24 protein-coding genes, 3 pseudogenes and 1 riboswitch are annotated in these 25,459 nt (G+C 62.0%); of the genes and pseudogenes, 20 read left to right on the top strand and 7 right to left on the bottom strand.

Annotated features, from left to right (window positions below; translation table 11 throughout):
* The 9 genes and pseudogenes from I8746_RS08795 to I8746_RS08755 form a co-directional block, all read left to right on the top strand.
* Positions 1-823 (top strand): annotated as a pseudogene (locus I8746_RS08795) (hypothetical protein); the annotation flags it as partial.
* Positions 823-1,944: a DUF6708 domain-containing protein gene (locus I8746_RS08790; RefSeq protein WP_012052207.1), complete on the top strand. Its 1,122-nt coding sequence runs from the start codon at positions 823-825 to the stop codon at positions 1,942-1,944. The pseudogene I8746_RS08795 and the gene I8746_RS08790, both read left to right, overlap by 1 nt.
* 260 nt (positions 1,945-2,204) lie before the next feature.
* Positions 2,205-3,533 carry a hypothetical protein gene (locus I8746_RS08785; protein WP_221100459.1) on the top strand — a complete coding sequence of 443 codons (1,329 nt, stop codon included), beginning with the start codon at positions 2,205-2,207 and terminating at the stop codon, positions 3,531-3,533.
* Between the two features lie 32 nt (positions 3,534-3,565).
* Positions 3,566-5,797, top strand: coding sequence for an Ig-like domain-containing protein (locus I8746_RS08780; protein WP_012052206.1), 2,232 nt, complete (start codon positions 3,566-3,568; stop codon positions 5,795-5,797).
* 15 nt (positions 5,798-5,812) lie between these two features.
* A complete protein-coding gene (locus tag I8746_RS08775) occupies positions 5,813-6,286 on the top strand; it encodes a curlin (protein WP_221100458.1) in 474 nt (157 codons plus the stop codon).
* Between the two features lie 16 nt (positions 6,287-6,302).
* Complete coding sequence (locus I8746_RS08770) at positions 6,303-7,748, top strand: curlin (RefSeq protein ID WP_041168415.1); 1,446 nt, start codon at positions 6,303-6,305, stop codon at positions 7,746-7,748.
* Positions 7,749-7,906: 158 nt separating this feature from the next.
* Entirely contained in the window at positions 7,907-8,554 is a 648-nt protein-coding gene (gene alkB / locus I8746_RS08765; RefSeq protein ID WP_041168593.1) for a DNA oxidative demethylase AlkB, read from the top strand.
* 169 nt (positions 8,555-8,723) lie between these two features.
* Complete coding sequence (locus tag I8746_RS08760) at positions 8,724-9,011, top strand: hypothetical protein (protein WP_003253801.1); 288 nt, start codon at positions 8,724-8,726, stop codon at positions 9,009-9,011.
* Positions 9,012-9,097: 86 nt separating this feature from the next.
* Positions 9,098-9,712, top strand: coding sequence for a Yip1 family protein (locus I8746_RS08755; RefSeq protein WP_012052202.1), 615 nt, complete (start codon positions 9,098-9,100; stop codon positions 9,710-9,712).
* A 20-nt stretch (positions 9,713-9,732) separates the two neighbouring features.
* Here the strand turns inward: I8746_RS08755 and I8746_RS08750 are convergent, their stop codons facing one another.
* The 4 genes from I8746_RS08750 to I8746_RS08735 form a co-directional block, all read right to left on the bottom strand.
* On the bottom strand, positions 9,733-9,993 hold the full coding sequence (locus I8746_RS08750) for a DUF1652 domain-containing protein (protein ID WP_012052201.1): 261 nt from the start codon (positions 9,991-9,993) through the stop codon (positions 9,733-9,735).
* 296 nt (positions 9,994-10,289) lie between these two features.
* A complete protein-coding gene (locus I8746_RS08745) occupies positions 10,290-11,177 on the bottom strand; it encodes a pirin family protein (protein ID WP_012052200.1) in 888 nt (295 codons plus the stop codon).
* 96 nt (positions 11,178-11,273) lie between these two features.
* Positions 11,274-12,146, bottom strand: a complete 873-nt coding sequence (locus I8746_RS08740) for an alpha/beta fold hydrolase (protein WP_014756906.1) — start codon at positions 12,144-12,146, stop codon at positions 11,274-11,276.
* Positions 12,147-12,167: 21 nt separating this feature from the next.
* The gene (locus I8746_RS08735; RefSeq protein ID WP_178085927.1) at positions 12,168-12,797 is read right to left on the bottom strand and encodes a LysE family translocator; all 630 of its coding nucleotides are present in this window, start codon (positions 12,795-12,797) and stop codon (positions 12,168-12,170) included.
* A gap of 123 nt (positions 12,798-12,920) precedes the next feature.
* On the opposite strand from I8746_RS08735, the gene I8746_RS08730 reads away from it, so the two are divergent.
* The 8 genes from I8746_RS08730 to I8746_RS08695 all read left to right on the top strand — a co-directional run bounded on the left by I8746_RS08730 (position 12,921) and on the right by I8746_RS08695 (position 20,324).
* On the top strand, positions 12,921-13,400 hold the full coding sequence (locus I8746_RS08730; RefSeq protein WP_012052197.1) for a GNAT family N-acetyltransferase: 480 nt from the start codon (positions 12,921-12,923) through the stop codon (positions 13,398-13,400).
* A 119-nt stretch (positions 13,401-13,519) separates the two neighbouring features.
* Positions 13,520-13,743, top strand: a riboswitch (cobalamin riboswitch).
* Between the two features lie 92 nt (positions 13,744-13,835).
* The gene (locus I8746_RS08725) at positions 13,836-14,024 is read left to right on the top strand and encodes a CbtB domain-containing protein (protein ID WP_003253813.1); all 189 of its coding nucleotides are present in this window, start codon (positions 13,836-13,838) and stop codon (positions 14,022-14,024) included.
* Between the two features lie 9 nt (positions 14,025-14,033).
* Positions 14,034-14,720, top strand: coding sequence for a CbtA family protein (locus I8746_RS08720; protein ID WP_014756910.1), 687 nt, complete (start codon positions 14,034-14,036; stop codon positions 14,718-14,720).
* Positions 14,720-15,106 carry a cobalamin biosynthesis protein gene (locus tag I8746_RS08715; RefSeq protein WP_003253817.1) on the top strand — a complete coding sequence of 129 codons (387 nt, stop codon included), beginning with the start codon at positions 14,720-14,722 and terminating at the stop codon, positions 15,104-15,106. The genes I8746_RS08720 and I8746_RS08715 overlap by 1 nt, the downstream gene beginning before the upstream one ends.
* Positions 15,107-15,140: 34 nt before the next feature.
* Positions 15,141-15,893, top strand: a complete 753-nt coding sequence (cobM, locus tag I8746_RS08710; RefSeq protein ID WP_014756911.1) for a precorrin-4 C(11)-methyltransferase — start codon at positions 15,141-15,143, stop codon at positions 15,891-15,893.
* Positions 15,894-15,959: 66 nt separating this feature from the next.
* A complete protein-coding gene (locus I8746_RS08705; RefSeq protein WP_012052194.1) occupies positions 15,960-16,202 on the top strand; it encodes a DUF1272 domain-containing protein in 243 nt (80 codons plus the stop codon).
* 221 nt (positions 16,203-16,423) lie between these two features.
* Positions 16,424-17,038: a response regulator transcription factor gene (locus tag I8746_RS08700; RefSeq protein WP_003253824.1), complete on the top strand. Its 615-nt coding sequence runs from the start codon at positions 16,424-16,426 to the stop codon at positions 17,036-17,038.
* 13 nt (positions 17,039-17,051) lie between these two features.
* Positions 17,052-20,324, top strand: a complete 3,273-nt coding sequence (locus I8746_RS08695; RefSeq protein ID WP_014756915.1) for a transporter substrate-binding domain-containing protein — start codon at positions 17,052-17,054, stop codon at positions 20,322-20,324.
* Here I8746_RS08695 and I8746_RS27510 read toward each other — a convergent pair.
* From I8746_RS27510 to I8746_RS08685, 3 genes and pseudogenes are all read right to left on the bottom strand, one after another.
* A pseudogene (locus I8746_RS27510) lies at positions 20,299-20,730 on the bottom strand (methyl-accepting chemotaxis protein); the annotation flags it as partial. The gene I8746_RS08695 and the pseudogene I8746_RS27510 sit on opposite strands and share 26 nt — an antisense overlap.
* A gap of 105 nt (positions 20,731-20,835) precedes the next feature.
* Positions 20,836-21,513 (bottom strand): annotated as a pseudogene (locus I8746_RS27505) (PAS domain-containing protein); the annotation flags it as partial.
* 318 nt (positions 21,514-21,831) lie between these two features.
* Entirely contained in the window at positions 21,832-22,851 is a 1,020-nt protein-coding gene (locus tag I8746_RS08685; protein ID WP_012052191.1) for a LacI family DNA-binding transcriptional regulator, read from the bottom strand.
* 206 nt (positions 22,852-23,057) lie between these two features.
* Here I8746_RS08685 and I8746_RS08680 point away from each other — a divergent pair, with 206 nt between their 5' ends.
* From I8746_RS08680 to I8746_RS08670, 3 genes are all read left to right on the top strand, one after another.
* Complete coding sequence (locus I8746_RS08680) at positions 23,058-23,597, top strand: gluconokinase (protein WP_003253831.1); 540 nt, start codon at positions 23,058-23,060, stop codon at positions 23,595-23,597.
* A gap of 111 nt (positions 23,598-23,708) precedes the next feature.
* Positions 23,709-25,061 carry a GntP family permease gene (locus I8746_RS08675; protein ID WP_003253832.1) on the top strand — a complete coding sequence of 451 codons (1,353 nt, stop codon included), beginning with the start codon at positions 23,709-23,711 and terminating at the stop codon, positions 25,059-25,061.
* A gap of 86 nt (positions 25,062-25,147) precedes the next feature.
* Positions 25,148-25,450, top strand: a complete 303-nt coding sequence (locus tag I8746_RS08670; RefSeq protein ID WP_012052189.1) for a hypothetical protein — start codon at positions 25,148-25,150, stop codon at positions 25,448-25,450.
* Positions 25,451-25,459: the final 9 nt, after the last annotated feature.

Genomic DNA, 25,459 nt, shown 5'->3' with positions numbered 1-25,459 from the left:
TGCAGGCCAGGTATCAAGGTACCTCGACCAGGCCTGGGCTGAAGGGTTGATGCAGGCCCGTAACAGTGACTTCTACAAAGTGCGTGTCTCCGGGCTGGTGTGCCTGCTGGAGGGAATGCTGATGGCCTTCAAAGCGCGCGAACTGCCTGACAGTGATGCGCGGGTGAAGACCGAACTCCTGGCGGCCGCGATGACCACGGCAGCGGCGGGCTTTGAAATTGGAGCGAGCTATGTGGACCAGGTGGTCGCGCGGTACGGCGCGAACAGTGTGACCGGACGAGGAGCAGCGGCCGCTTTAGGGCGTTTGAAACTATGGGGCGCCAGTTTAGCTGGCACCGGGGGTTCACTGCTGGCGTGGTGGGATTTCACTGATTCGGTTGAGCATTTCAAAAGCAGCCAGAGTGGCGCTACCAAGCAGGTTGAAAAAAACTCCAGACTCTTGGCGGCTACTTATTTTGTAAGAGGGGTCGCTACAGTGACTCTCTCACTTGCTGAGTTAGGAACGGCCGTTGCGACTGCAAAACCTTTTTTCGACTACCTTTCTCAAAATGCCAAGACCAAGCTCGTCAGGACGCTATCCACCTCCTTGGGAGCACTTGCAAAAAAGCTCGGCACGCAGGCTGCTCGATTATTACTTGCGCGCCTCGTTCTTGGGGCGTTCTGGATTGGCCTGGTCTTCACATTGATTATTTACATATTTGAAGACGATGCTTTGGAAAAGTGGTGCAAACGCAGCAGCTTCCGCCTTGCAAAAAACTCAAAACCGTTTGAAGAACAAGAAGAGCTGAAGACCCTGCACTCCGCATTCAGCGAGGTATTGTGATGTATCTGATCGAATGGGGTTTTTGGCAAATGGCTACTGAATCCGAAGCCGCGCGAAAAGCATATGAAGCAGAACTGACACCGAACGAAAAGCGTCAAGATTTATATGAGGGTGACCTGGCTGAAGAAATGCACTTCCAATCCGTTAGTAAACAACCCTATGCAAGAGGACCTGTCTTCGCGTTCAGCGACACTATTTTAGAAATGCGCTGCGGAGGGTCAGAAGAAAAGCGTGGGCTTATTACGCTCGCAACGCTCGGCGCTGTCGCCCCGGCCATTGCTGTGGGACTAATGATCACCACTGGATTTTTATGGATGGACATCACCGATCCGGATGGGCGTTCCGTAATCACTATTCTTTCAACACTTATAATGCTCTCAGTCAGCTCCACCTTAGTGTATATTTATTCAAAGTATGGAATCCACTTAACCCGACTAGAAATGCTGACTAGCCGTCACTTGCTCATTCGCTTCAACCGAGTAACCCAACAAGTTCACCTACATCGACCGAAATACTGCGGCGGCATCGTCACTTTCCCGTGGAATGCAACCGGGAGCACTGGCTTATATCCAGAAGATGACTCACTCAGCATGGGCATGCGACTAGGCCTGGTCTGGCACCCCAGCCGCACCGGCCTGCCCCACATGGAAATGGCCCTGCTGGGCAAACAAGGCCAAGGCGGCAGCGAACTGCGTGATGAGTGGGAATTCATCCGCCGTTACATGGAAGAAGGCCCACACGCCGTCCCCCGCCCCCGCCTGAGCACCCAGCTACCCTCCCCCATCCAGGCATTCAGCGCCCAGTTCGAAGGCCTTGGGCGTTTCTTCCGCAAAAGCAGCTGGCTGTTCAAAGTTGCGCTGCTGTTTGTCTGGCCCGCGTTCGTCATCATCGGCACCGGCCACTGGCTCAGCCTGCTGCTGTGCTGGCGACCGCGCTGGCCGAAGGTCATCCGCGAGGCCGGCATGCCTGGCAAGCCCATTCCCCCCGTCACAACCCTGAACGACTACCCACCCGCAATCCAGGCACGCCTGCTCGCCAACGCCGACCGCTGGCAGCTCAAGCCCGGCAAACGGCCGGCGAAAAAGCCACGCAAACCACGGGCCTCCAGATCGCAAGAATAATCGGCCGCGCCTACTGCATGATCCTGACTGAATTCAGAACTCGGCACTGCGTCGAAAAACGGGTTGAAATTACCGGCCCCCAATCCCCAACCTTGGGGGAACGCTGCCCACCGCCAGCCGCTGGCATAAAGCCCTACTGAAAATCTGAACCCCCTGCCCCACAAGGCCTGCAACGCATTTTTCAGGGTTTGGCACAGCTCTTGCCGATCTCCTCCCAGACGCCCCAAGTCCATGGGCCCGTTTGCAGGAGGAATTGACTCATGCACCGACCGATACCCCACCCGCTGGCAGTGGCGATTTTCGCCGGCATGCTCCAGCTTCCGGCGCAGGCCGCCTTGAACGCTGTCGATCCAGGCGCTTACGTCCCTGCCAATGGCGGCTTCCCCGCCTGGTACCAGGACAGCCACGGTCGTACCCTCGACCTGTGCCTGACCAAGGCCGTCAGCTCCCGGGTCGCCGGCGCACCTGGTGCACCCTCATACATGTGCACGCTGCTGCCCACGCCTGGTGTGTTCGACGATACCCAACCCATCGTCTTCCCCACCAACTTCCCTGACGAAGCGTTCTGGTTCACTGCCGACGCTGCAATCGTCGACGCCGCCCGTGGCATCGACCTCAGCTATGGCACGGCGATCGAAGCGGCATTCGCTGCCGAAGAACCTGTCGAGGGTGACCAGGTCAGCTTCGCCCGGGTCCGTATCCGGGTCGACGTACCCACCGCGGGCACCTACGTGGTCACCCACCCCTATGGCGTTGAAGTGTTCGATGTGCCCGTTGCAGGGCGCCGGGCGATCAACATGACCCGTGACATCGGCATAGCGGGGGCAGGCGACTTCAGCGGCGCACTCAAGGGTGATGTCGGGCCGTTCCTGCGCAGTGTCAACGGCCCCTACACCGAAGGCAACGAGCGCTTCATCGGCGACCCGAACCTGGAAGAGCGGGTCACCGGCAGCCCATTCAACACCAACTACGTACGCATTGAAGGCCCTGGTGGCATCGACCTGCGCACCGAGCTGTTCGCTGTCTCGGGCAAGCTTTCCGAAGTGGCCCTGCCAACCCCGCTGATGCCACAACGCAGCACGTACTCACGCCATACCGAAAACGGCGACCTGATCGCCCAACAAGACATCTTCGTGTTGGCCCCGCCGCCACCGGCAAGCGTCACCCTGACCAGCCAGACACCCAACCTGAGCCTCACCGAGGCCAACGGCACCGGCGCCTGGTACGCCCAGTCAGTCCTCAACCCGGCGGCCGGAACCCTCGTGACACTGTCCGCTGACAACAGCGTGGCAATCCCGACCAGCAGCCTGACCACCAGCAACGTCCCCCTGACCGACCTGGTCACCATCACACAGGCCCAGTACCGCCTGTCTACAGGCGAGCTGACCCTGGTGGCCAACACCAGTGACGAGACCACACCACCCGTACTTACCGCGCATACCGGCAACGGCACGTTGATCGGCAACCTTGGCGGTACCGGCGCCGTCAAGACGTTGAGCATGACCCTCTCGCCCATTCCGCCGGCCAAGGTGCAGGTCACCAGCGCCAACGGTGGTAGCGACTCCGAAGACGTGGTGCTGGTGCCATGAACAGACAAAGGCTCAGCCTTCAAGGAGGCAGCATGAACACTTGGTCGCGCCGTGCGCTGTTGGCCGCCGGTTTCTCTCTTACCGTTACCAGCGCCGCGTTTGCCGCGCTGTCTGATGTCGACCCGGGGCCCTACACCTTCGCCACGGGTGGCTATCCGATGTGGTACAAGGACAGCCTCGACCAATCCCTGGAGCTGTGCCAGTCGCGTGCCACCAGCACCCGTGCGCCAGGCGCACCAGGGGCGCCCGCCTACATGTGCACCTTGTTGCCCGAGCCCGGGATCTATGACGATGCCCTGCCGCTGGTATTTCCAGATAACTGGCCACCCGAGATGTTCTGGTTCCTGGCCGAAACCTCGATACCACAAGTAGGTAACAGCGGTTATGAACTGGAGGTCTACGTTGCCGGTATAGAGGCAGCCTTCGCGGCTGAAAACCCGGTAGACGGTGATCAGCAAAGCTTCGCCCGTATCCGTATCCGCGCTTCGGTCCCACGCACCGGTACCTACACCATCACGCACCCTTACGGGGTGGAGACGGTCAACGTCACCACGGCAGGTCGTCGCGCGATCAATATCACTCGGGACATAGGCATTGGCGCTCCGGGCAACTTCCAGGGGGCGCTGGGGGGGGCGATCGGCCCTTGGCTGAAGGGGGTTGGCGGGCCGTATACAGAGGTCAATCCTGACACTGGCACCACCGAAACCTACATCGGCGACCCCAATATCACCGAAGCGGTAACCGGTAGCCCCTTCAATACCAACTTCGTGCGCATCGAAGGGCCCGCGGGCGCCATTCAGACCAACACGTTCACAGTGTCTGGCAAGGTGCTGGACCCGCGAGCACAAACCCCGGTCACGCTGGAGCGCGCCACCTACTCGCGCAACGGCAGCGGTACCCGCGTGGAAGTGTTCGCCAAGGCCCCGAGTGAGGCCAGCCTGTGCATGCGCAATGGCCTGGCACTGATCGGCACGCCGCCTTCGCCTTGTCAGTTCACCCTGACTTCGGACAACAACGGTTTGTTCTTCAGCCAGCAGTTCAACCAGTCGGTGCCACCAGAGGTGGTGGTTGTCACCGCCAGCAACGCAGTCGGCGGCACCCAGCCGACTGCGCTCTCGAGCAAGCTCAGCGACGTGGTCAAAGTCAGCACCGCACGCTACGACTGGGCCAACAAACGTCTGTTGATCGAGGCCAGTTCCAGCGACGAAGTAGCGGTCCCCGACCTGCTCGCCCAGGGCTACGGCCGCCTGTCGAAATCGGGCACACTGCAAAGCATCACGGTCAACGACCTGGCGCAACCGCCCGCCACCGTTACGGTCAAGTCTGCCCGCGGCGGTAGTGATGTAGAGCCAGTGATCGTGGTCGGCAACGCCCCGGTCGAGGCCGCCAACCAGCCACCGCTCGCCCAGGCCGATGTCGGCAGCACCAGTGTCGGTGTACCGATCACACTTAACCTGCTGCTGAACGACAGCGACCCGGATGGCAACGTGCCGCTGACCATCAGCGACCTGACCCAACCCGGGACCGGCCTTGGCGGCGTCGTGATGAATGGCACCACCTCGGTTACCTACACGCCGCCGACCGGGGCCACACAACCGCTGGTAGCCAACTTCAGCTACCGGGCGGTGGATGCCAAGGGGCTGAAATCGGAACCGGCCACGGTCACGATCAACGTCGCACCTAACCAGGCACCGACTGCCAACCCGGAAACCGTCGCCACCTTGGGCGTGCCATTGACCATCAACGTACTGGCCAACGACACCGACCCAGAAGGCAACGTACCGCTGAGCGTGACCAACATCACCCAGCCGGCCACCGGCCGTGGCACGGTCAGCACCGACGGCACAACCGTCACCTATACCCCACCGGCCACTGTAACCACAGCCTTCACCACCACCTTCACCTACCAGGCACGTGACTCGCTGGGGGGGCTGTCCACCCCAGGTACGGTCACCGTCAACGTGTCGCCTCGGCCTGCCGCTGAAACCTTCGCCGTCACGGCAGCCACGGTCACGGCGCGCTCCAACAACCGTTACAACTGGGACATCAGTGGCACCTCGTCGGTGACCACCGGCAATACCGTAACCGTGCGGGTAACCACGACTACCGGCGTCCAGACCTTGGGTACGGCCACGGTAGCGCTGACCGGCCGCTGGCGCCTGGCGGTGAGCAATAGCACCACGATCATCCCGACTGCGGCACCGACGGCGACGATCACCACCAGCCAAGGCACCACGCGCACCGTCAACGTAGTCGTGCAGTAAAAGCCGGAGGCTTCGATGAAACGGCTGTACTCCCTGTTGCTCTGCCTGGCCCTGACGGGCCAGGCCTGCTGGGCAGAGGACCTGATGGACAATGCCGACCTCGCACCCGGCAACGACCTCGGTGAACCCGTAATCATCCGCCTGCTGCCGGCCGGTACCGGCCAGGCTGCGGTGATCGAGCAGCAAGGGTCAGGCAACCGCGCCGCCCTCGACCAGAACGGTCAGGCCCTGCTGGGCCGTATCGTCCAGTCCGGCGGTGCCCAGGAAGCGTACATCTTGCAGGAAGGCAGTGACCTGATGGCCATCATCCGCCAACAGGGAAATGGCAACAGCGCGTCGATTCGCCAGAGCGGCAGCAGCAACAACGCCGCCATCGAGCAGATCGGCAACGACAACAGCGCCAGCATCGTGCAGTCCGGCTCAGGGCTCAACAGCTCCGTGACCCAGGCTGGCAATGGCCAGCATGTTCAGATCACCCAATACCGATAGACCTGGAGGCACCACCATGTACAAGCTCGCTCCGTTAAGTGCCGCTATCGTCCTGGCCCTCGCAGGTCAGGCCATGGCTGCTGACAGCACCTCGTCCCAGACCCAGGACGGCAAGGAAAACATCGCCGAAGTCTCTCAGACCCAGGCATCCTTCGCCTCGGCCACCCAGAACCAGACAGGCAAGGGCCACAACCACCTCGCCGTGCAGACCGAAAGCACCAGCGATATTCAGCAGAGCGCCACCGGCCAGTACAACGCCGGCTACGCTGAGCAACTGTTCGAGAACGGCAGCCAGATCACCCAGCACGCCGGAGGCAGCTACAACGATGCCTTCGCCAGCCAGTCGATAGGGTCGAACAACGAATCGCTGCAAACCCAACAAGGCGTCGGCAATAAATCCACCGTGTGGCAGGACAGCCAGGAAGGCAGCAAAGCCACCAGCTGGCAATCCGGCCAGCGCAACGAGGCGTTCATCGAGCAGACCTTCGGTGGCAGCAACAACCGCAGCACCGTCAACCAGACCGGCCAGGACAACTACGCCACCGCCGAGCACCTGAACCATATCGATGGCGATATCCAGGTCCATCAGGATGGCCACGACAACTGGGCCTATGGCGACCAGCGCGAAGGCACCGGTGGCACCATTGCCATTGGCCAGTACGGGGGCGGCAACTCCGTGGAAGTGTGGCAGGACACACAGATCGGTAGCCAGGCCTCCGTGGTCCAGACCGGCCAGTCGAACGAAGGCTATATCGACCAGAGCTTCGGCGTCAGCAACAAGGTCAGCCTGTCGCAGCAAGGCAATGCCAACGCCAGTTGGTCGGACCAGTTCGAGACCAACAACTCGACCACCACCATTACCCAAACCGGCAACAACAACCTGCATTTCACCTATCAGAATGGTGAGAACCTCAACCTGACCATCAACACCCAAGGCAATGGCAACAGCATCACCGCCAGTAACTGGAAAGGCGCCAAGATGGGTGGCCAGTTCGGCACCAACCAGAACGCTACCATCAACCAGACGGGCAATGGCAACGGCGTCAATCTGACCCAGAAGGGCGCTGACCAGCAGGCCACGCTGAGCCAGACGGGTACAGGCAACCAGATGTCGACCAAGCAGGATGACGTCAGCAACGAGCTGTACTTCGAACAGAACGGCACTGACAACATTCTGATCGCCGACCAGCGTGGTACCGACAACTATGCCTACGGCAGCAGCCAGGGCACCGGCAACACCATCACGCTCGACCAGTCCGGCTATAGCAACCAGAGCTACACCAACCAACTCTACGGAAGCGGAAACGAAGCCACCATCAAACAGACCGACAGCATCAACGTCGCCTACGTGACCCAGGGAGGCCAAAGCAACAAGGCGTTCGTCGACCAAAGTGGTGTCGCCCAATCCGCCACCATCACCCAGCTGGGCAGCGCGAACCTGGCCACTGTGACCCAGCAGTAAACCGCTCCCCCTTGAACCGCGGTGCTTCTCTCCCTGGTGCCGCGGTTCCTTTTTCTGTTATCCCGCCCTCTGCAATCGTTCGATCCGGCCGGCGTGTGCAATCCCTTGACGTGTATCTGTCGGGTACAATGGCAAACCGCTCGAAGATGTGCAGCCGCATGATCCAGTCCGACCTCGACCTGTTCGGCCCCCAGCCGCAACGCCTGGCCAGCCACACTGTGCTGCTGCCCGGCTTCGCCCTGGCCGAAACCGAGGCGCTGCTCGATGCCCTGCGTCCGGTGCTGCGTGCTGCGCCGTTCCGGCACATGTACACCCCAGGAGGCCTGCGCATGGCAGTGGGCCTGACCAACTGCGGTACGCTGGGGTGGGTGAGTGATCACCATGGCTACCGGTACAGCCCCAGCGACCCACTCAGTGGCCAGCCCTGGCCCGCCCTGCCCCCGGTTCTGCTCGCCTTGGCCTCCCGCGCGGCAGCCATGGCCGGGTTTGACGGGTTCGTGCCGGATGCCTGCCTGGTCAACCATTACCTGCCAGGCACACGCCTGAGTCTGCACCAGGACCGCGACGAGCAGGATTTCGGCCAGCCGATCGTGTCGGTGTCGCTGGGCTTACCGGCGGTGTTCCTGTTCGGCGGCCTGCAGCGTGCCGACAAGGCTCAGCGCATTGCGCTGAGCCACGGCGATGTGCTCGTCTGGGGCGGCGAAGACCGCTTGCGCTTCCACGGCGTGCTACCGATCAAACCTGGTGTGCATCCGCGCCTGGGCGAACGGCGGATCAACCTGACCTTGCGCAAGGCGGGTGCCTGAACAGGGGCCGTCATCTGCCACCCCGCGCAAAACAAGATGAACGCACATGAAACACATTGAACATCTTGGCCAGGCAAGCTTCGAATGATAAGCCGCCTTTCTTTTGTCTGGAGCCTGCCATGCCCAACCCGCCTGGTTCTTCGAGCCGTTGCAACGGAGCCATGTACCGATGAAGATGCCTGGCCGCGCACCCAATGCTTCGCTGCAGCTCGATTACGTACGCGACACCCTGTTCGGCCCGGTGGCGCAACGGGTGGAATGCCAATGCCAACTCGCCGCCCTCAACCTGCAGGGTCGCCCAGGGCTGCGCCTGCACGTTTGCCCCCCACTGCCTGACAAGATCGACCGAGCTCACAGTGTGGCCTTCGTCTGGGATGGGCGGAGTTACCACGGCGTGGTTCGCGAGAAGGGAAAGTGCGGCGACGGTGGCCTGAACCTGCTGTTGGAACTGCAATAAGCCGATCAACGGCGGCCATCCAGGCTGAACTGGCTAAGAGCCGCGTGTCTCCATAGCAAAAGGGCTTTTGCCTACCGGAGAACGCTATGAACAGTCCGTTATTCAAGCTCTTCACCCACCCCGCCGACGCCTGGCTGGACATCCGCCGGGCCGAGGAAGACAACCCACAGCAATACCTGCCACGCCTGCTAGCCCTGGCGCTGATACCCGCCGTGTGCCTCTTCGTCGGCACTACGACCTTCGGCTGGAGCTTGGCGGCCGAGGAGCGGGTACGCCTTAGCATCGGCAGCGCCGCGCAATTGGCAGGCCTGCTGTATACCACCACTGTGATAGGTGTGATGCTGATGGGCGTGATGATCCGCTGGATGTCACGAGGGTTCAATACACAGCCCAGCCTGAACCAATGCATCGGTTTTGCCGCCTATTGCGCTACGCCTTGGTTCTTTGCCGGAGTGGTTGGTCTGATGCCAATTCGTTGGCTCGCCTTTGCCGCGCTGATGGCTGCCTCTGTGTATGCCAGCGTGTTGCTATATGGCGGGTTGCAGACCTTCATGCGGCTGAAGAAAGAGCAGGCGTTATTGTTTGCAACGTGCGTTTGGGGGGTAGGGTTGCTGCTGCTGGTGACCATCCTGGTGGCAATGATCCTGTTCTGGTTCAACGGCCTGATGCCGGAATACGTACGCCCGGCCAGCCTGGACTGACCGGGGCACGACAGGCGCGTTCAGGCGATCGCCTTGAGCGGCGCCGGGTGGTTGTCACGCAGCGCATGCAGCTGGTCCACCAGGTTGACCAGGTCACGGCAACTGTTGAGGTTTTGCAGCGCGACCCCGCTGAGGGTCACGCCCTGATCGAGATCCTGGCCCTGACCCAGGCGGATGGTCAGGTGGGCGCCGTCCGGGCAGCTGACTTCACAGCGGTCAGGCAAGCAGGCCTGCTCGATCAGTTGCCGCATCTCTAGTATCGAAACGCCTATCAACGACATGGTACGACCCTCTCTGTGGGATGGCCTGTTGTTTGGGGTACGCCTTTGTCGGGCGGGGCGCCAATTGATATTGCGCATGCTCGGCCAGCTGTCCATGCGCCCGGGCAATGAGCTTGCGGGGGATCCTTTAGCACCTTAGTGGAAGATTCTCCGCGTGGGCCGAGTGTTCGACTGCATTAGCAGACTTGACGACGAGTGGTCCTGGTCAGCAACGCGTTGACCAATGTGCAGCCGGGTGGCCGAGGGAAGATGGCCTGCCAGCGACAGGGCCGGGACAGGCCACCCGATCAGCAGGATCAGTGCGCGGCACCTCCCCTCTCCTCCTGCATCTGCCCAAACCGCCCGGCATGGAAATCATCGAACGACTCGGCAATCTCCGCCTGGCTGTTCATCACGAACGGGCCGTAGCCGACGATCGGCTCATCGATTGGCTCACCGCTGAGCAGCAGCACACTTGCGTTGTCCAGCGCCTCGACAGCTACGTCTACACCCTCCCGGTCGAGCAGCACCAGGCTCGACGGGCCTGCTTCGCGCTCGCTATTGATTCGAACGTTACCACGCAACACCACCAGCGCCGCATTGCGACCGGCAGCAACCGGCAACTGCAAGGCCGCGCCGGCGTTGAGCCGCAAATCCCACACGTCCATCGTGGTGAAGGTTCTGGCCGGCCCGTGGTGGCCATGGTAGTCACCGGCAATCACGCGCAAGCGCCCGGCATCACCGTCAAGCGCTACCACCGGAATGTCGCCGGCCAGCAGCGTCTGGTAGCCAGCCGCTGCACGCTTGTTCCGCGCCGGCAAGTTCACCCACAGCTGGACCATTTCCAGGGTGCCGCCACTGCGTGCAAAGTCCGGGGAATGAAACTCTTCATGAATGATCCCGTTGGCAGCCGTCATCCACTGCACGTCACCTGGGCCGATCAAGCCGCCAGCACCGGTTGAATCACGGTGCTCCAGTTCACCTTGGTAGACGATGGTCACGGTCTCGAAGCCGCGATGCGGATGCTGGCCTACGCCGCGTCGTGCTTGGGTCGGGGCGAAATCGTGCGGGCCGGCGTAATCCAGCAGCAGGAACGGGCTGATCCGGCTGGCCAGGTTGTCGTAGGTGAACAGGCTGCGCACCGGGAAACCATCCCCCACCCAATGGGCGTGAGGGCTGCGGTGAATACCCAGAATTTTTTTCATGAGAAGGCTCCTCTCTTGGTTGAGGTAACCTTATCAATGATGCCAATCAAGCGGTAGACGGCTGAAATGGCATGCATCGTCCCATCTGCAGAACAGTCAACCTTGCAAAAAATCGAGCACTTGCTCGGCCGCCATGGCCGGGTCTTCCTGCATGAAACAATGCCCACCGGGAACTTGCCGTGCGGTCACATTGCGGTTTAGCAGCGCCAGGCGATTTACCGAATGTGGCACAAAGGGATAGGTGTCTTCGCCATACAACACCCGTGTCGGCGTCCTGATTGCAGCCAGGCTGGCCCACATGCGTTTAGGGAACGAGCTGAAGATCTCCACCTCACGGCTGGGCCGGCACTTGAGCACCACGGCCTCGCCACACTCACCGATGGCATGCTCGACATAGGCCTGCAGCGCCGCATGGGTCCAGCCTTTGAAGATGCCGCGCCCTTGCAGCGAGGCCAACGCCGACTCGCGATCGGGCCAGTGGCTGCGGCGGCTGGCTGCCTTGCGGGCCAGGGCGTGGCGCTGATGCAGGCCAACCAGGGCGGCCACCCCCATCACGCCGATCATGCGTCGGCTGAACAGTACCGGGTCGAGCAGCACGGCACGGGCGAACAGTTGCGGCTCACTGCCCAGGATCAGCCCCGTAAGCACGCCACCAAAGCTGTGCCCTACGGCAAACCGCTGTACGTCGCCATACTCGCCACGTCCGCCCTGAAAGGCCTCCACCGCCAAGGCAGCGGTGCGGTTCCAGCCACGAAACACCCCACCATGGTCACTGTCCCCATGGCCCTGAACGTCGCAAAGCCACAGGTCGAAATGCTCGCCCAGGCGCATCAGCAACGGTTGGTAGGCCAGGCAACAGAAGCCGTTGCCATGCAGGAAGTGCAGCAGCGGTTTGCCACTGGCCGGGGTTCGCCAGCCACGCAGGGTGAAACCTTCGGCGCATTCGTGGGACCAGGGAATCAACTGCATCGGCTTACTGTACTCTCGAGGTCAGGAAAACGCTGATTCTACAAACAGCAGCGGGTACAGTGAAATCACCAGCAACAGGGCCATCACGACATTGAACAGCATCAGCCAGCGCGAATTTTGCAACAGGTTGCGCAGGGCGCTACCGAACATCACCCATACCCCCACGCTGGGCAAATTGACCAACGCGAACAAGGCCGCAATGACGATCACGTTGGTTACATAGCCTTGCGCTGGCGTGTAGGTGGTAATCGCCCCTACCGCCATCACCCAAGCCTTGGGGTTGACCCACTGGAACGCCGCCGCCCCCCAGAAGCCCAGCGGTTTGCGGGCACTGGACGCGGCCGTGCCGACCGGCCCGGAAGTGGCGATCTTCCAGGCCAGGTACAGCAGATAGGCGGCGCCGGCGTAGCGCAGCACCGTGTACAGGGGTGGCCAGGCCTTGAATACCTCACCCAGCCCCAGGCCGACGGCCAGCACCATCAGCATGAAACCAAAACTGATACCCAAGGCGTGAGGGACCGAGCGGCGCACGCCGAAGTTCACCCCCGAGGCCAGCAACATGGTGTTGTTGGGGCCCGGGGTGATGGAAGACACGAAGGCAAACAGCACAAAGGCGGTCAGCAGGTCGGCAGAGGCAAGCATGGCGGGCATTCCACTTTCTTTATGGGTGCTGTCACACTAACGGAGCGCCACTCCCAGCAACCGGTACAGTTTTATTAAATTACGCAGATACACATCACTGTACCGACAATCCGGATCAAGGAAGCCGTCACCATGAGCCTCACCATTCGCCCTGCCGTTCGTACCGATGCCGAGCAGATCCTCACCTTCATCACCGAACTGGCCGAGTACGAACGCGCGCGCCACGAGGTGGTCGCCACCCTTGCCGACATCGAGCACAGCCTGTTCGACGAAGGCAGCACTGTGCACACCCTGATGTGCGAGCGTGATGGCCGTGCAATTGGCTTTGCCGTGTACTTCTACAGCTACTCGACCTGGCTCGGGCGCAATGGCATCTATCTGGAAGACCTGTACGTAACCCCCGAGCAACGCGGCGATGGCGCCGGCCGGCAGTTGTTGCAGCACATTGCCCGCGAAGCGCTGGCGAATAACTGCGGGCGCCTGGAATGGAGCGTGCTGGACTGGAACGAGCCAGCGATCGGCTTCTACCAGAAGCTGGGGGCCCAGGCGCAGGATGAGTGGGTACGCTACCGCCTGGATGGCGACAAGCTGGCGGCATTCGCCCGCGGGTGATCGCCCGGTTTCTGCACTTCTGCCTGCTGGAAGAACACGGCAGGCCTGAGCCTGTCATACCTGCTGTTCGGAAGGCTCGCGCGCTGTATGACATTGACGCCAAGCCCGCCCCATGCTCTCCTTATGCCTCGCGTTCAGGTGCCCCTCAGGGGGTGAAACGGGAAACCGGTGCGTCCCAGGCCCTTCAGCAGGGCTGGACAATGCCGGTGCTGCCCCCGCAACGGTAAGCGAGTGAAGCGTCTGTACCACTGTGCCTCGTAGTACGGCATGGGAAGGTGACGCGTTCCAGGAGCCCAGCTCTTCCTCGCAAGCCCGGAGACCGGCCTGGCGTTCATGAACACCCCGCGGTGGGCGGGCGCTGTTGCATTCCCTTGGGCGACCACGTCCGGGGCTGCCGCGCTCGCCCATTGCCCACAAAAAGCAGAGGATCGCGTCATGCCCGTCACCAGCGCCAAACAACACAGCCTTGCTACCCCCGTTACCCTCAGCCAGCGTGTAATCATCGCCGTCGGTGCCAGCTTGCTGGGTTTGTGCCTGGTGTACTTTGCCGGGTTCTCGCACATTGAGGCTGTGCACAACGCCGCCCACGACACCCGCCACAGCGCCGCCTTCCCCTGCCACTGAGTACGCCTGATGATCACGCGCATTGCCCGTACTGCGGGTTTCAGCGGGCTCCTTGCAGCCCTGTTGCTGACCTTGCTGCAAAGCTTCTGGGTGGCTCCGCTGATTCTGGAGGCGGAAACCTACGAGTCCTCAGCCCCGGCCGCACACCACGAACACGGTAGCGAAGTGGCCGCTCATGAACACAGCGCCGAAGCCTGGTCGCCGGAAGACGGCTGGCAGCGCGTGCTGTCCACCACAGGCGGCAACCTGGTGGTCGCAGTCGGCTTCGCCCTGATCCTCGCCGCCCTGTACAGCCTTCGCGAGCCCAAACGCGCTGCCACTGGCGCATTGTGGGGGTTGGCTGGCTTCGCCGTGTTCTGCCTGGCTCCCACCCTGGGCTTGCCACCAGAACTGCCGGGGACTGCGGCCGCCGACCTGGGGCAACGCCAAACCTGGTGGGTCGGTACAGCCAGTGCCACAGCACTGGGCCTGGCCTTGCTGGTGTTCGCCCGCCACTGGCTGCTGAAGGCACTGGGCGCCGTGCTGCTGGTCATTCCTCATGTGATCGGTGCACCGCAACCCGAGGTGCACGAAAGCCTGGCCCCTGAAGCATTGGAAACCCAGTTCAAAGTCGCCTCCTGGCTGACCAACGCCGCCTTCTGGCTGGCCTTGGGCCTGCTCAGCGCCTGGCTGTTCCGCCGTTCCAGCCAGGCTTGATGCCTGCCTTCTATGCCGGTTTTGGCTGCCGCCGGGGTTGCCCGGCAGATGCCTTGCAACGCTTGCTGCGCCAGGCCCTGGACAATCAGGGGCTGGCGCTGGCCGACCTGCGCGGCATCGCAAGCATCAGCCTGAAGGCCGACGAGCCCGGCTTGCAGCAATTGGCAGAGCGCCTCGGTTTGCCCTTGGTGCTGTACCATGGCGCGCAACTGCAACCCTATGAACCACTGCTCAGCCACCGTTCCGCCGCTGCCCACCAGCACAGTGGCTGTTGGGGCGTAGCCGAGAGCGCGGCACTGGCCTTGGCCAGCCAGCGGCAGGGTACGGCCAGGCTGCTGCTGACGCGCCAGGTACTGGGCCCGGCAACGCTCGCCCTGGCCTGCTGAGCGTTTCGTACCCTCTTTTTTGCCAGGACTTTGCATGACCATCTACTTTATCGGTGCCGGCCCCGGCGACCCGGAGCTGATCACGGTCAAGGGCCAACGGCTGATTCGTCAGTGCCCGGTGATCATTTATGCCGGTTCACTGGTACCCGCCGCCGTGCTCGAAGGCCACCAGGCCGAAACCGTGATCAACAGCGCCGAACTGCATCTGGAACAGATCATCGCTGCCATGCGCAGCGCACACGAAAAAGGTCAGGATGTGGCCCGGGTGCACAGCGGCGACCCCAGCCTGTACGGCGCCATCGGTGAACAGATTCGCCACCTGCAGGCGCTGGGCATCGATTACCAGATCATCCCCGGCGTTACCGCCACGGCAGCGAGCGCCGCCCTGCTCGGCTGCGAGCTGACCTTGCCTCAAGTGGCGCAGACCGTGATCCTCACCCGCTATGGCGACAGCTCGCCCATGCCGCCGGGTGAGCAGTTAGGCGACCTGGCGCGCCATGGCAGCACCCTGGCAATTCATCTGGGGGTCAAGCACCTGTCGCGCATTGTCGCTGAGTTGATGCCGCACTACGGCGCGCACTGCCCGGTTGCGGTGGTGCATCGGGCCACCTGGCCAGACCAGGATTGGGTGCGCGGCAACCTCGGTGATATCGTCGAACGCGTAGCGGCCAAGGATTTCCGGCGCACGGCGCTGATCCTGGTAGGCCACGTACTGGGGGATACACCGTTCGCCGAATCGGCCTTGTACCGTGCCGGGCATGCCCACCTGTACCGCCCTGGCGACTGAACATTGCCAGCCTTGCCTCGGGCGTAGCAGACTCCGGGTTCCCGCCTGCGAACAGGAGCCATGCCCATGCTGGAATTACGCCCCAACTGCGAGTGCTGTGATGCCGATCTGCCGGGTGACAGCCCCGACGTTATGATCTGCTCCTTCGAATGCACGTTCTGCCGTGCCTGTGCCGAAACCCGCTTCCAAGGCCGCTGCCCAAATTGTACCGGGCAGTTGGTAGCCCGCCCGACGCGGGTCGGCCAGGCATTGGCCAACAACCCTGCCTCCACACTGCGTCTACACAAACCGCACGCTGCCTGCGCCTGAACAACTGCAAAGAAGCGGCATCACCGCTTTCTCAGGGTGATGTCTTTCCTGTTTCTTGTAGGACTTTTCAACAAAAAGCACTGGGGTTTTCAACACTTCTATACTCGGCATTACCAAACTTCGGGAATGGTCGTATCGTGCAGCGCTTCCGATAACCCCACTTGCAGACGTATTCCTGAGTGTTCCAGGAAGCGGACCACATCCCTACAGGAGTTTTCCTCATGACAACCGTGCTGATCGTCGACGACCACCCTATTGTCCGGCTGTCCCTGCGCCTACTGCTCGAACGCGAGCGCTTCCATGTCATCGGCGAGGTCGGCAACGGCAGTGAAGTGGCTCAGGTAGCCCGTGAACTGCGCCCTGACGTAGTCATTCTCGACATCGGCCTGCCTGGTCTGGACGGCATGGAAGTTATCAAGCGATTGCAGAGCCTGGAGCCGGTACCGAAGATCATGGTGCTGACCGGCCAGGCCACTGACCTGTATGTACGCCGCTGCCTGGATGCCGGGATAGGTGCCTTCGTCACCAAGGAAGAGGACCACGAGGCCCTGCTGTTCGCCCTCAAGGCCCTGACCAAAGGTTATTCGACCTTTCCGCAAATGTCGGTCAACAGCAACTCGCTGGAGAGCGAGCCAGTGCGCCTGGCCAGTCTCTCCAACCGAGAAATGGAAGTGCTGCGGCGCCTTGCGCGCGGCGAGAACAACAAGAACATCGGCACGTGCATGAACCTCAGCGCCAAGACCATCAGCACCTACCGGGGCCGTATCATGGAAAAGCTCAAGACTGAGTCTCTCGTGGAAATGGTCGACCTGGCCAAGCGCAACAGCGTCTATTGAGCGCTCGGCTACCATGAAACTGTTGCTGGCGAGCGTCCTTCTGGCTATCAGTCTGGCCAACTCCACTGTGCTGCAGGCCAGCAGCGAACCACGCCATCTGCTGGCGCGCTCAATCAGTGCCGCTGCCCCACTGACGTTATCCGGCGATGATCGCCACTGGCTGAAAAATCGCCAACGCCTGATACTGGGTAGCGCGCGCCCCGACTACCCCCCGTTCGAAATCAATGTCAGTCAGCATGACTATGAGGGGTTAAGCGCAGACTACGCCGGCATCATCGGCGAGCAGCTTGACATACCCATTGAAGTACGCCGTTTTGACAGCCGTCACGAGGCCATCACTGCCCTGCGTGATGGCCATATCGACTTGCTAGGTAGCTCCAACGCCTTCGAAGCGGCAGACGCCCAGCTTAGCCTGAGCACCCCCTATGCCGACGACCTGCCAGTGATCGTCACCCGTGAGGGGCACAGCTTGAAAAGCACGCCCGACCTCGCCGGCCTGCGCCTGGCGATGGTCGATCACTACCTGCCGGCCGTCAGCGTTCGCACCCTGTACCCAAAGGCGCAACTGAGCCTGTACCGCTCAACCCTGGCCGGGCTCGCTGCTGTGGTGCTGGGCGAGGCAGACGCCTATCTGGGCGATGCGATCAGCACCGACTACATGATCGGCAAAAGTTTTCAGGGCACGTTGAAAATCGACCATTTCTCCCAACTGGCTCCAGAGGCTTTTGCCTTCGCCATAGCCAGCGACAACCCGCGCCTGCATCGGCTGGTGGACAAGGCGCTGTCACGCATAAGCGAAAGTGAACGCCTGAACATTCTGCGCCGCTGGAGCAGTGGTAACACCAGCCTGCTGCTGCAGCGCCACCTCACTGCCTTGAGCGAAGAAGAAGAAGCCTGGATCACCGCCCACCCCACTATCAGCGTACTGGTCAATACCTCGCTGGCACCTTTGACGTTCAACGATGCTCAGCACCGCCCTAGCGGTATCACCCTGGACCTGCTCAAGCAGATCTCGCTGCGCACTGGGCTGCAGTTCACACCCGTCGAGAGTGCTTCATCGCAGGCCATGATCGACCGCCTGGTGCACGGCGAGGCACAGATGATCGGGGCGCTGGGCTATGGTGCCGACCGCTTGAAGCAACTGCGCTACACCCGCCCCTACCTGGTCAGCCCGCGCGTGCTTGTCACCCGCAACGACGGTGAATCACCTGCACAGGCCAAGGCCCTGGATGGCAAGCGCATCGCCTTGGTGCGCGGCTCACCGCAGCAGGCCGTTTTGCAACAGCGATACCCGCAGGCCGAGATCGTCGAAGTTGACAACCCCCTGGGCCAGATGGAGGCCGTGGCCAACGGTGTTGCCGACGTGGCCCTGAGCAGCCATATCAATGCGGCCTATTACATCAGCCATGTGTTCAAGGACCGTTTGCGCATTGCCAGCGTGCTCGACGACGCCCCGGCCATTGCCGCCTTTGCCGTAGCCGCCGACCAGCCACAGCTGCAGGCCATTCTCGACAAGGCGCTGCTAAGCATTCCACCTGAAGAACTGGACCAGTTGATCAACCGCTGGCGCACCAGCACACTGGTGAGCGACAGCCCATGGCGCGACTACCGCACCCTGGCTTTGCAGGTGCTGGTGCTGTCGGCCCTGCTGCTGGCCGGGGTGGTGTTCTGGAACAGCTACCTGCGCAAGCTGATCAACCAGCGAACCGAGGCACAGCACGCACTGCAGGCACAGCTCGCGCTGAGCCGTGGGCTGCTGGAACAGTTACGCCAGGCCAAAGACGATGCCGAACAGGCCAGCCAGACCAAAAGCACCTTCCTGGCCACCATGAGCCATGAGATTCGTACGCCGATGAATGCGGTGATCGGTCTGCTGGAACTGGCCCTGGAAGATAGCCGCAGCGGCCGCAGCGACGCCCAGACCTTGCAGACCGCCCATGATTCGGCCATTGGCCTGCTAGAGCTGATTGGCGATATTCTCGACATTTCCCGCATCGAATCCGGCCATATCAGCCTGCAACCGGTGCCTACCAATCTGGTCGAACTGGTGCGCGCCACGCTGCGTGTGTTCGAAGGCAATGCCCGGGCCAAAGGGTTGCATCTGCAGGGCGAGCTGCCTGCAGAGCCGGTATGGGTGCTGGCTGACCCACTGCGACTCAAGCAAATTCTGTCCAACCTGATCAGCAACGCCATCAAGTTCACCGACCGTGGTGAAGTGCAGGCATGCCTGCTGCTGCCCAAAGTTGCCGGCCACGGCGTTCTGGCCATCGAGCTGAATGTGCGTGACACCGGCATCGGCATCAGCCCCGCCGACCAGGCCAGGCTGTTCAGTGCCTTCGTTCAGGTCGATGGCCCAAGGGCACGTCAAGGGGCAGGCCTGGGGTTGGTCATCAGCCGTACCCTGGCCGAGCTGATGGGCGGCGCCCTGAGTCTTCAGAGCGTCGAGGGCGTTGGTACCCGGGTACAAGTCAGCCTGCGGTTACCCGTCTGCGAAGCACCGGCACAAGCGGACCCGCAACTCACGACACATGAAAGCAACAGCGGCCCGCTCAATATTCTGGTGGTCGACGACTACCCAGCCAACCTGCTATTGCTGGAACGGCAACTGCAAACCCTGGGGCACCATGTGACACTGGCGGAGAATGGCGAGATCGCCCTTGCACGCTGGCAAGAAGCGCGCTTCGACCTGGTGATCACCGATTGCAGCATGCCGGTCATGGACGGGCATGAACTCACCCGGCGCATTCGTAGCCTGGAGGGCGAACGCGGCCTGCCAGCAGGGCGTATTCTTGGCGTGACCGCCAACGCCCAGGCCGAGGAGCGTACTCGCTGCCTGGCCAGCGGCATGGACGAATGCCTGTTCAAGCCGATTGGTCTGCGTACGCTCAAGACCCATCTGCCCCAGCTGCGCCCTCAACAGCCGTCGCCGGAGCCTTTCCATAGTGGGTTCGACCTGGCCGAATTGCGCCACCTGACCCAGGACGACGAACAGTTGACGCGGCATTTGCTGGAGCAGTTGTCGATAAGCGTCAGTGAAGACCTGGCCGCCCTGCGTGCCTTGGCCACAGACGCACCTGATGAAGCCGTACGCGCCTTGGCCCACCGCATCAAGGGTGGCGCCAAAATGATCAGGGTGCGCGCCGTGGTCAAAGACTGTGAAGCCATCGAACACGCCCACGCACGAGGGCTGCCAACCGTTGAGCAACGCGGGCAACTGCAAGTCAGCCTGCAGGCGCTGCTTGACGAGATGCGCGAGGCGCTCAATGCAATTGCAGCGTCGAGCTGATCTGGCTGATGGCGTCCACGACGTGGCGTGAACCTTGCTGAATTTCCATGATCACCGTCCCCGCCTCATTGGCCAGTGCCACGCCGTGACCGGTACGGTTGAGGCTCGATTGCATGCTGGCCACTGCCAATAGCGACAGGTCGTGGTTCTGCCGCACCACATCGACGATTTCCAGGGTGGCCTTGCTGGTTCGCGCGGCCAGGTTGCGCACCTCATCGGCCACCACGGCAAAGCCTCGCCCGTGCTCGCCGGCACGCGCGGCCTCGATGGCTGCATTAAGGGCCAACAGGTTGGTCTGGTCGGCAATGCCACGAATGGTCAGCACAATCTGCCCGATCACATCCGACTGCTTGTTTACCGCATCGATGCTGCGCGCTGCGTCGTTAAGCTCCTGGGAAATCTGCTCGATTACCTGCACGGTCTGCTGCACCACTTCGGTACCCTTGCGCGCGCAGGCATCGGTCTGCACCGAACTGGCATGGGCGGCATGGGCGGCGCTTTGCTGGGTGCAGACCTGATGGGTGATGTCGCTGGCAAACTTGACCACTTTGCACAGGCGGCCCTTGCTGTCGAAGATCGGGTTGTAGGAGGCCTCCAGGAAAACAGTCTGGCCGTGCTTGTTGACGCGTTCGAAGCGGTGCGAGTGGTATTCGCCACGGTTCAGCGAAGCCCAGAACTCCCGGTACTGGGCCGATTCGCGTTCATGCGCCAGGCAGAACAGCCCGTGATGGCGGCCAACCACTTCATCAAGGCGGTAGCCCATGGTGTCGAGAAAATTCTGATTGGCCTTGATCACCCGGCCTTGCGGGGTGAATTCGATCACCGCCATGGAGCGGCTGATGGCCTTGAGCAGGCTTTCGCTCTCGTGCTCCAGCACCACCCGCTGGGTGATGTCCGACGCCACCTTGATTACGCTGGTGACTTGCCGGTGCTCGTCCAGCACGGGCATGTAGCTGGCTTCCAGCCAGACCTCGCGCCCCGCCTTGTCGATGCGCTCGAACGTACCGCTGATTGCCTTGCCCTGCCCCAACTCGCGCCACAGTTGCTGGTATTCGGCGCTTTTTGCATAGTCCGGCTCACAGAACAGCCTGTGGTGCTTGCCTCGCAGTTCGTCGGCGCTGTAGCCCATGGCCTGGCAGAAGCGCTCGTTGGCGTCGAGGATAGTGCCGTCAGGGGCGAACTCGATCATTGCCATGGAACGGCCGATAGCGGCCAGTTTGGCTTGCGCATTGGCCAACGCCTGGCGGCTGCGCTGGATTTCTGCCAAATCAGACTTGCGGTGGAAATCGAACATGACGCGGGGCTCCCTATGCGCGGTTTTCTGAGCATAGATCGCCGCTGGCAAGTCGTGGCATCGACAGCGCCTGTAGGAGCGGGTTCACCCGCGAACACCGGCACAGCCGGTGCCATGCCCCGCATCACCTGCTTCGCAGGTAAACCCGCTGCACCTTCGTTTCGGGCCAATCATTCCTGTGGGATTCGCGCGCGAACGCCTTGGCGGACGCTCTCAGGAGCTCTCGCGCACCATCAGCTCAAAGCCCAGATCCTGCTGCGCATTCGTCACCCGCTTGCCATCCAGCAACGCCAGCAGCGCCTGTGCCGCGCCCCGCCCCACCGCAGCCCGTGGTGTGCGAATGGAGGTCAGCCGCGGCACCATATGCGCCGACGCAGGCAAATCGTTGAAACCGACCATCGCCACCTGGCGTGGCACCTCCACCCCTTGACGCAAGGCCTGCAGCACCGCGCCCTGAGCCAGGTCGTCGTTACAGAAGAAGATACCGTCGACATCCGGCGCCTGCTGCATCAGCTGGCTGAACAGCACACTGCCCAGGGCAATCGACGATGGCTCCGGGGCCAATACCTCCAGCTCCGCAGCCTGCAAACCAGCCTCTGCCAAAGCCTGACGGAAACCCTCGGCACGCTGCATCACCCTCGGGTCCAGCTGCGCGGCAATGAATGCAAGGCGCTTGCGCCCGCGCTCGATCAGGTGCCGTGCAGCAGCACGCCCGGCCTGATGCTGCGAGAAGCCGACTGACAAAGCCCCTGGCTCACCATTGAGTTCCATCATGTGCACACACGGCACGCCGCTGGCAGCCAGCATCTGCCGCGCAGCATCGCTACGCTCGAAGCCGGTCAGCAAAATACCGCAGGGCTGATAGGCCAGGTAATTGCGGATCAGGTTCTCTTCTTCGGCAAGGTCGTAGTGATAGTTGCCGATCAGCACCTCTAGCCCACGAGGGCGCATGACCTCGTGAATGGCCTCCAGGGTGTCGATGAACAGTTGGTTGGACAACGACGGGATCAACACCACCACTGACTGGCTGCGTGCTGAGGCCAGCGCCCGCGCCGCCGGGTTGGCCACATAGCCAAGGTTCGCCGCTGCGGCGATGACCTTTTCCACCAGGTCAGGCGCAACCGTGCTGACCCCGCGCAAGGCGCGCGAAGCGGTAATCGGGGAGACCCCGGAAAGCCTGGCAACTTCAGCCAGGGTGGGACGACCTGTAGTTCGGGAGCCGGTGCGGGACATGAATGTTGTAATTTTACTACTTGCAAGGAGAGGGAACGGCCACTAAGGTAGCGCTGTCTCAGGATGCAGGCAATGTAATCTTTGGTAGCAGCCACTACGCGCTTGCCACCAGGCGTCCATACTGCGTAAGGACAAGACCAATAACACCGGGGAGATGGCTGTTCGTCAACGGCGAGACAGCGCTACCTCACCCGCAGGAGGTACTGATGAATTCTCCCCTGTCCGCCATTGTGGTGATGGGCGTGGCCGGTTGTGGCAAAAGCTGCATCGGCGCCGCCATCGCTGCCAGAAGCGGCGGCCGCCTGATCGAAGGCGACGCTTTCCACCCTGCCGAAAACATCCGCAAGATGAGCGCTGGCATCCCGCTGGACGACAGCGACCGTGCCGGCTGGCTGGTCCGCCTTGGTGAAGAGTTGCAAGCCACCACCCAGGCCGGTGAACGCCCGATCCTGACCTGCTCGGCACTCAAGCGCCGCTACCGCGACACCCTGCGCGATGCCATGCCCGGGCTGGTGTTCGTGTTCCTCGAACTGTCGCCTGCCGAGGCCGAAAAACGCGTGCTGGCTCGCCCAGGGCACTTCATGCCGGCCAGCCTCATCGACAGCCAGTTCGCGGCCCTGGAATCGCCACGCGGCGAGCCACTGACGCTGGCACTGGACGCCACCCAACCGATCGAAGCACTGGCCGAAGCGGTGGACCACTGGCTAAAGCGCTGCGGTGAGCCGGGCCTGGCGCAAACCGCCTGACCTCGGCGGCTTTTCCGTCTCACCAAAGACAGCGCTACCCCACCCCGTAAACGCGGCAAAGACTCCAAAAAGCTACGCCCAAAACAACGATAAGACCGAGGCCTTCAAACCATGTTCGGACTGGCTACTGATACCTTCCTGCTGCTCGACGCGCTGGTTACCATCGTCGGGCTGATCCTGCTGATCACCCACTTCAAGGTTCACCCCTTCGTCGCCCTCACCCTCGCGGCCGGCTTCCTGGGCCTGACTTCCGGCATGCCGGTGGCCAAGGTCATGAAATCGTTCCAGGACGGTTTTGGCGGCGTACTCGGCTTCGTCGGTATCGTGCTCGCCCTGGGCACCATGCTCGGCAAGCTGATGGCCGACTCCGGTGGTGCCGACCAGATCGCGCAAACCCTCATTCGCGCCTTCGGCAAGAAGAACGTGCATTGGGCGATGATGTTCGCCGCCTTCCTGGTGGGCATCCCGCTGTTCTTCGAAATCGGCTTTGTGCTGCTGATTCCCCTGGTGTTCATCGTCGCCCGGCGCTCGGGCGTCTCGTTGGTGAAAATCGGCATTCCGCTGCTGGCCGGCCTGTCGGTGGTGCACGGTCTGGTGCCACCACACCCGGGCCCCTTGCTGGCGATCGGCATTTTCCACGCTGACATTGGCAAGACCATCTTCTACGGCCTGATCGTCGCACTGCCCACCGCGATCATCGCCGGCCCTCTGTTCGGTAACTTCATTTCCCGCTACATCCCGGGCAACCCGTCCCAGGAGTTGATGGACCAGATCGCCAAGGAGTCCGATCAGGGCAACCTGCCAAGCTTCAGCATCACCCTGATCACCGTACTGCTGCCGGTCGCGTTGATGCTGCTGAAAACGTTCGCCGACGTGGTGCTGCCGGCCGAGCACATCGTGCGCCAGTGGATGGACCTGATCGGTCACCCGATCACCGCCCTGCTCGCCGCCCTGCTACTGGCCTTCTACACCTTCGGCTCGGCCCGCGGCTTCAACCGCCAGCAGATCATGAAGATGCTCGACCAGAGCCTGGCACCGACTGCCGCCATCGTGCTGATCGTCGGCGCTGGCGGTGGCTTCAAGCAAATGCTGGTGGACACCGGCGTAGGCAACGTGATCGGGCAGATGGCTGTGCAGGCAGAAATTTCGCCGATCATGCTGGCATGGCTGGTGGCGGCGGTGATTCGCATCGCGACCGGCTCCGCCACGGTCGCCACCATCACCGGCGCGGGTATCGTGGCGCCGGTGATCGACCTGGTGCCGGGGGTGAACCGTGAGCTATTGGTACTGGCCACCGGTGCCGGCTCGCTGATCCTGTCGCATGTGAACGACGCCGGCTTCTGGCTGGTGAAGCAGTACTTCAACATGACCGTGGCAGAAACCTTCAAGACCTGGAGCATGATGGAGACGATCCTGTCCATCGTCGGCATCATTTTCATCATGTTGCTGTCGCTGGTGGTGTGACCGTTGATCGGGGTAATGGCACCTTGACGTTCCGGGTAAGGCCGAAGAGAAGTATGAGCCTTACCCGTATAGCAAAGGAGCCTGCCATGCCCCGCTCAATCATCCTGTCGATTGCCCTGCTCGCCTCGCCGCTGGCCTTTGCTGTCGGCACCGGTCCGACCTACCCCGACGACCCGCACAATACGGCGCCACAGCCAGGCGTGGACAGCACCCTCAACCCGATCGAGAAGCCTTTGCCGCGGGACACCGACCCGCGCATACAGGGCAACGAACCGCAAAGCCCGCCGGCGCAGCAGAATGACAACCGCGATCTGCCGGGAATGGATGGCAGTGGATCGGAAGGTACCGGCCGGCAAGGAGAAGGCAGCTCGGGCACAGGTAACCCCTGACGACACGGC

It is taken from the genome of Pseudomonas sp. USTB-Z (genome assembly GCF_019691255.1).
GTDB classification, from domain to species: domain Bacteria; phylum Pseudomonadota; class Gammaproteobacteria; order Pseudomonadales; family Pseudomonadaceae; genus Aquipseudomonas; species Aquipseudomonas alloputida.
The sequence above is the reverse complement of the archived record's forward strand: the minus strand, read 5'-3'. Positions and strand labels throughout refer to the sequence as shown.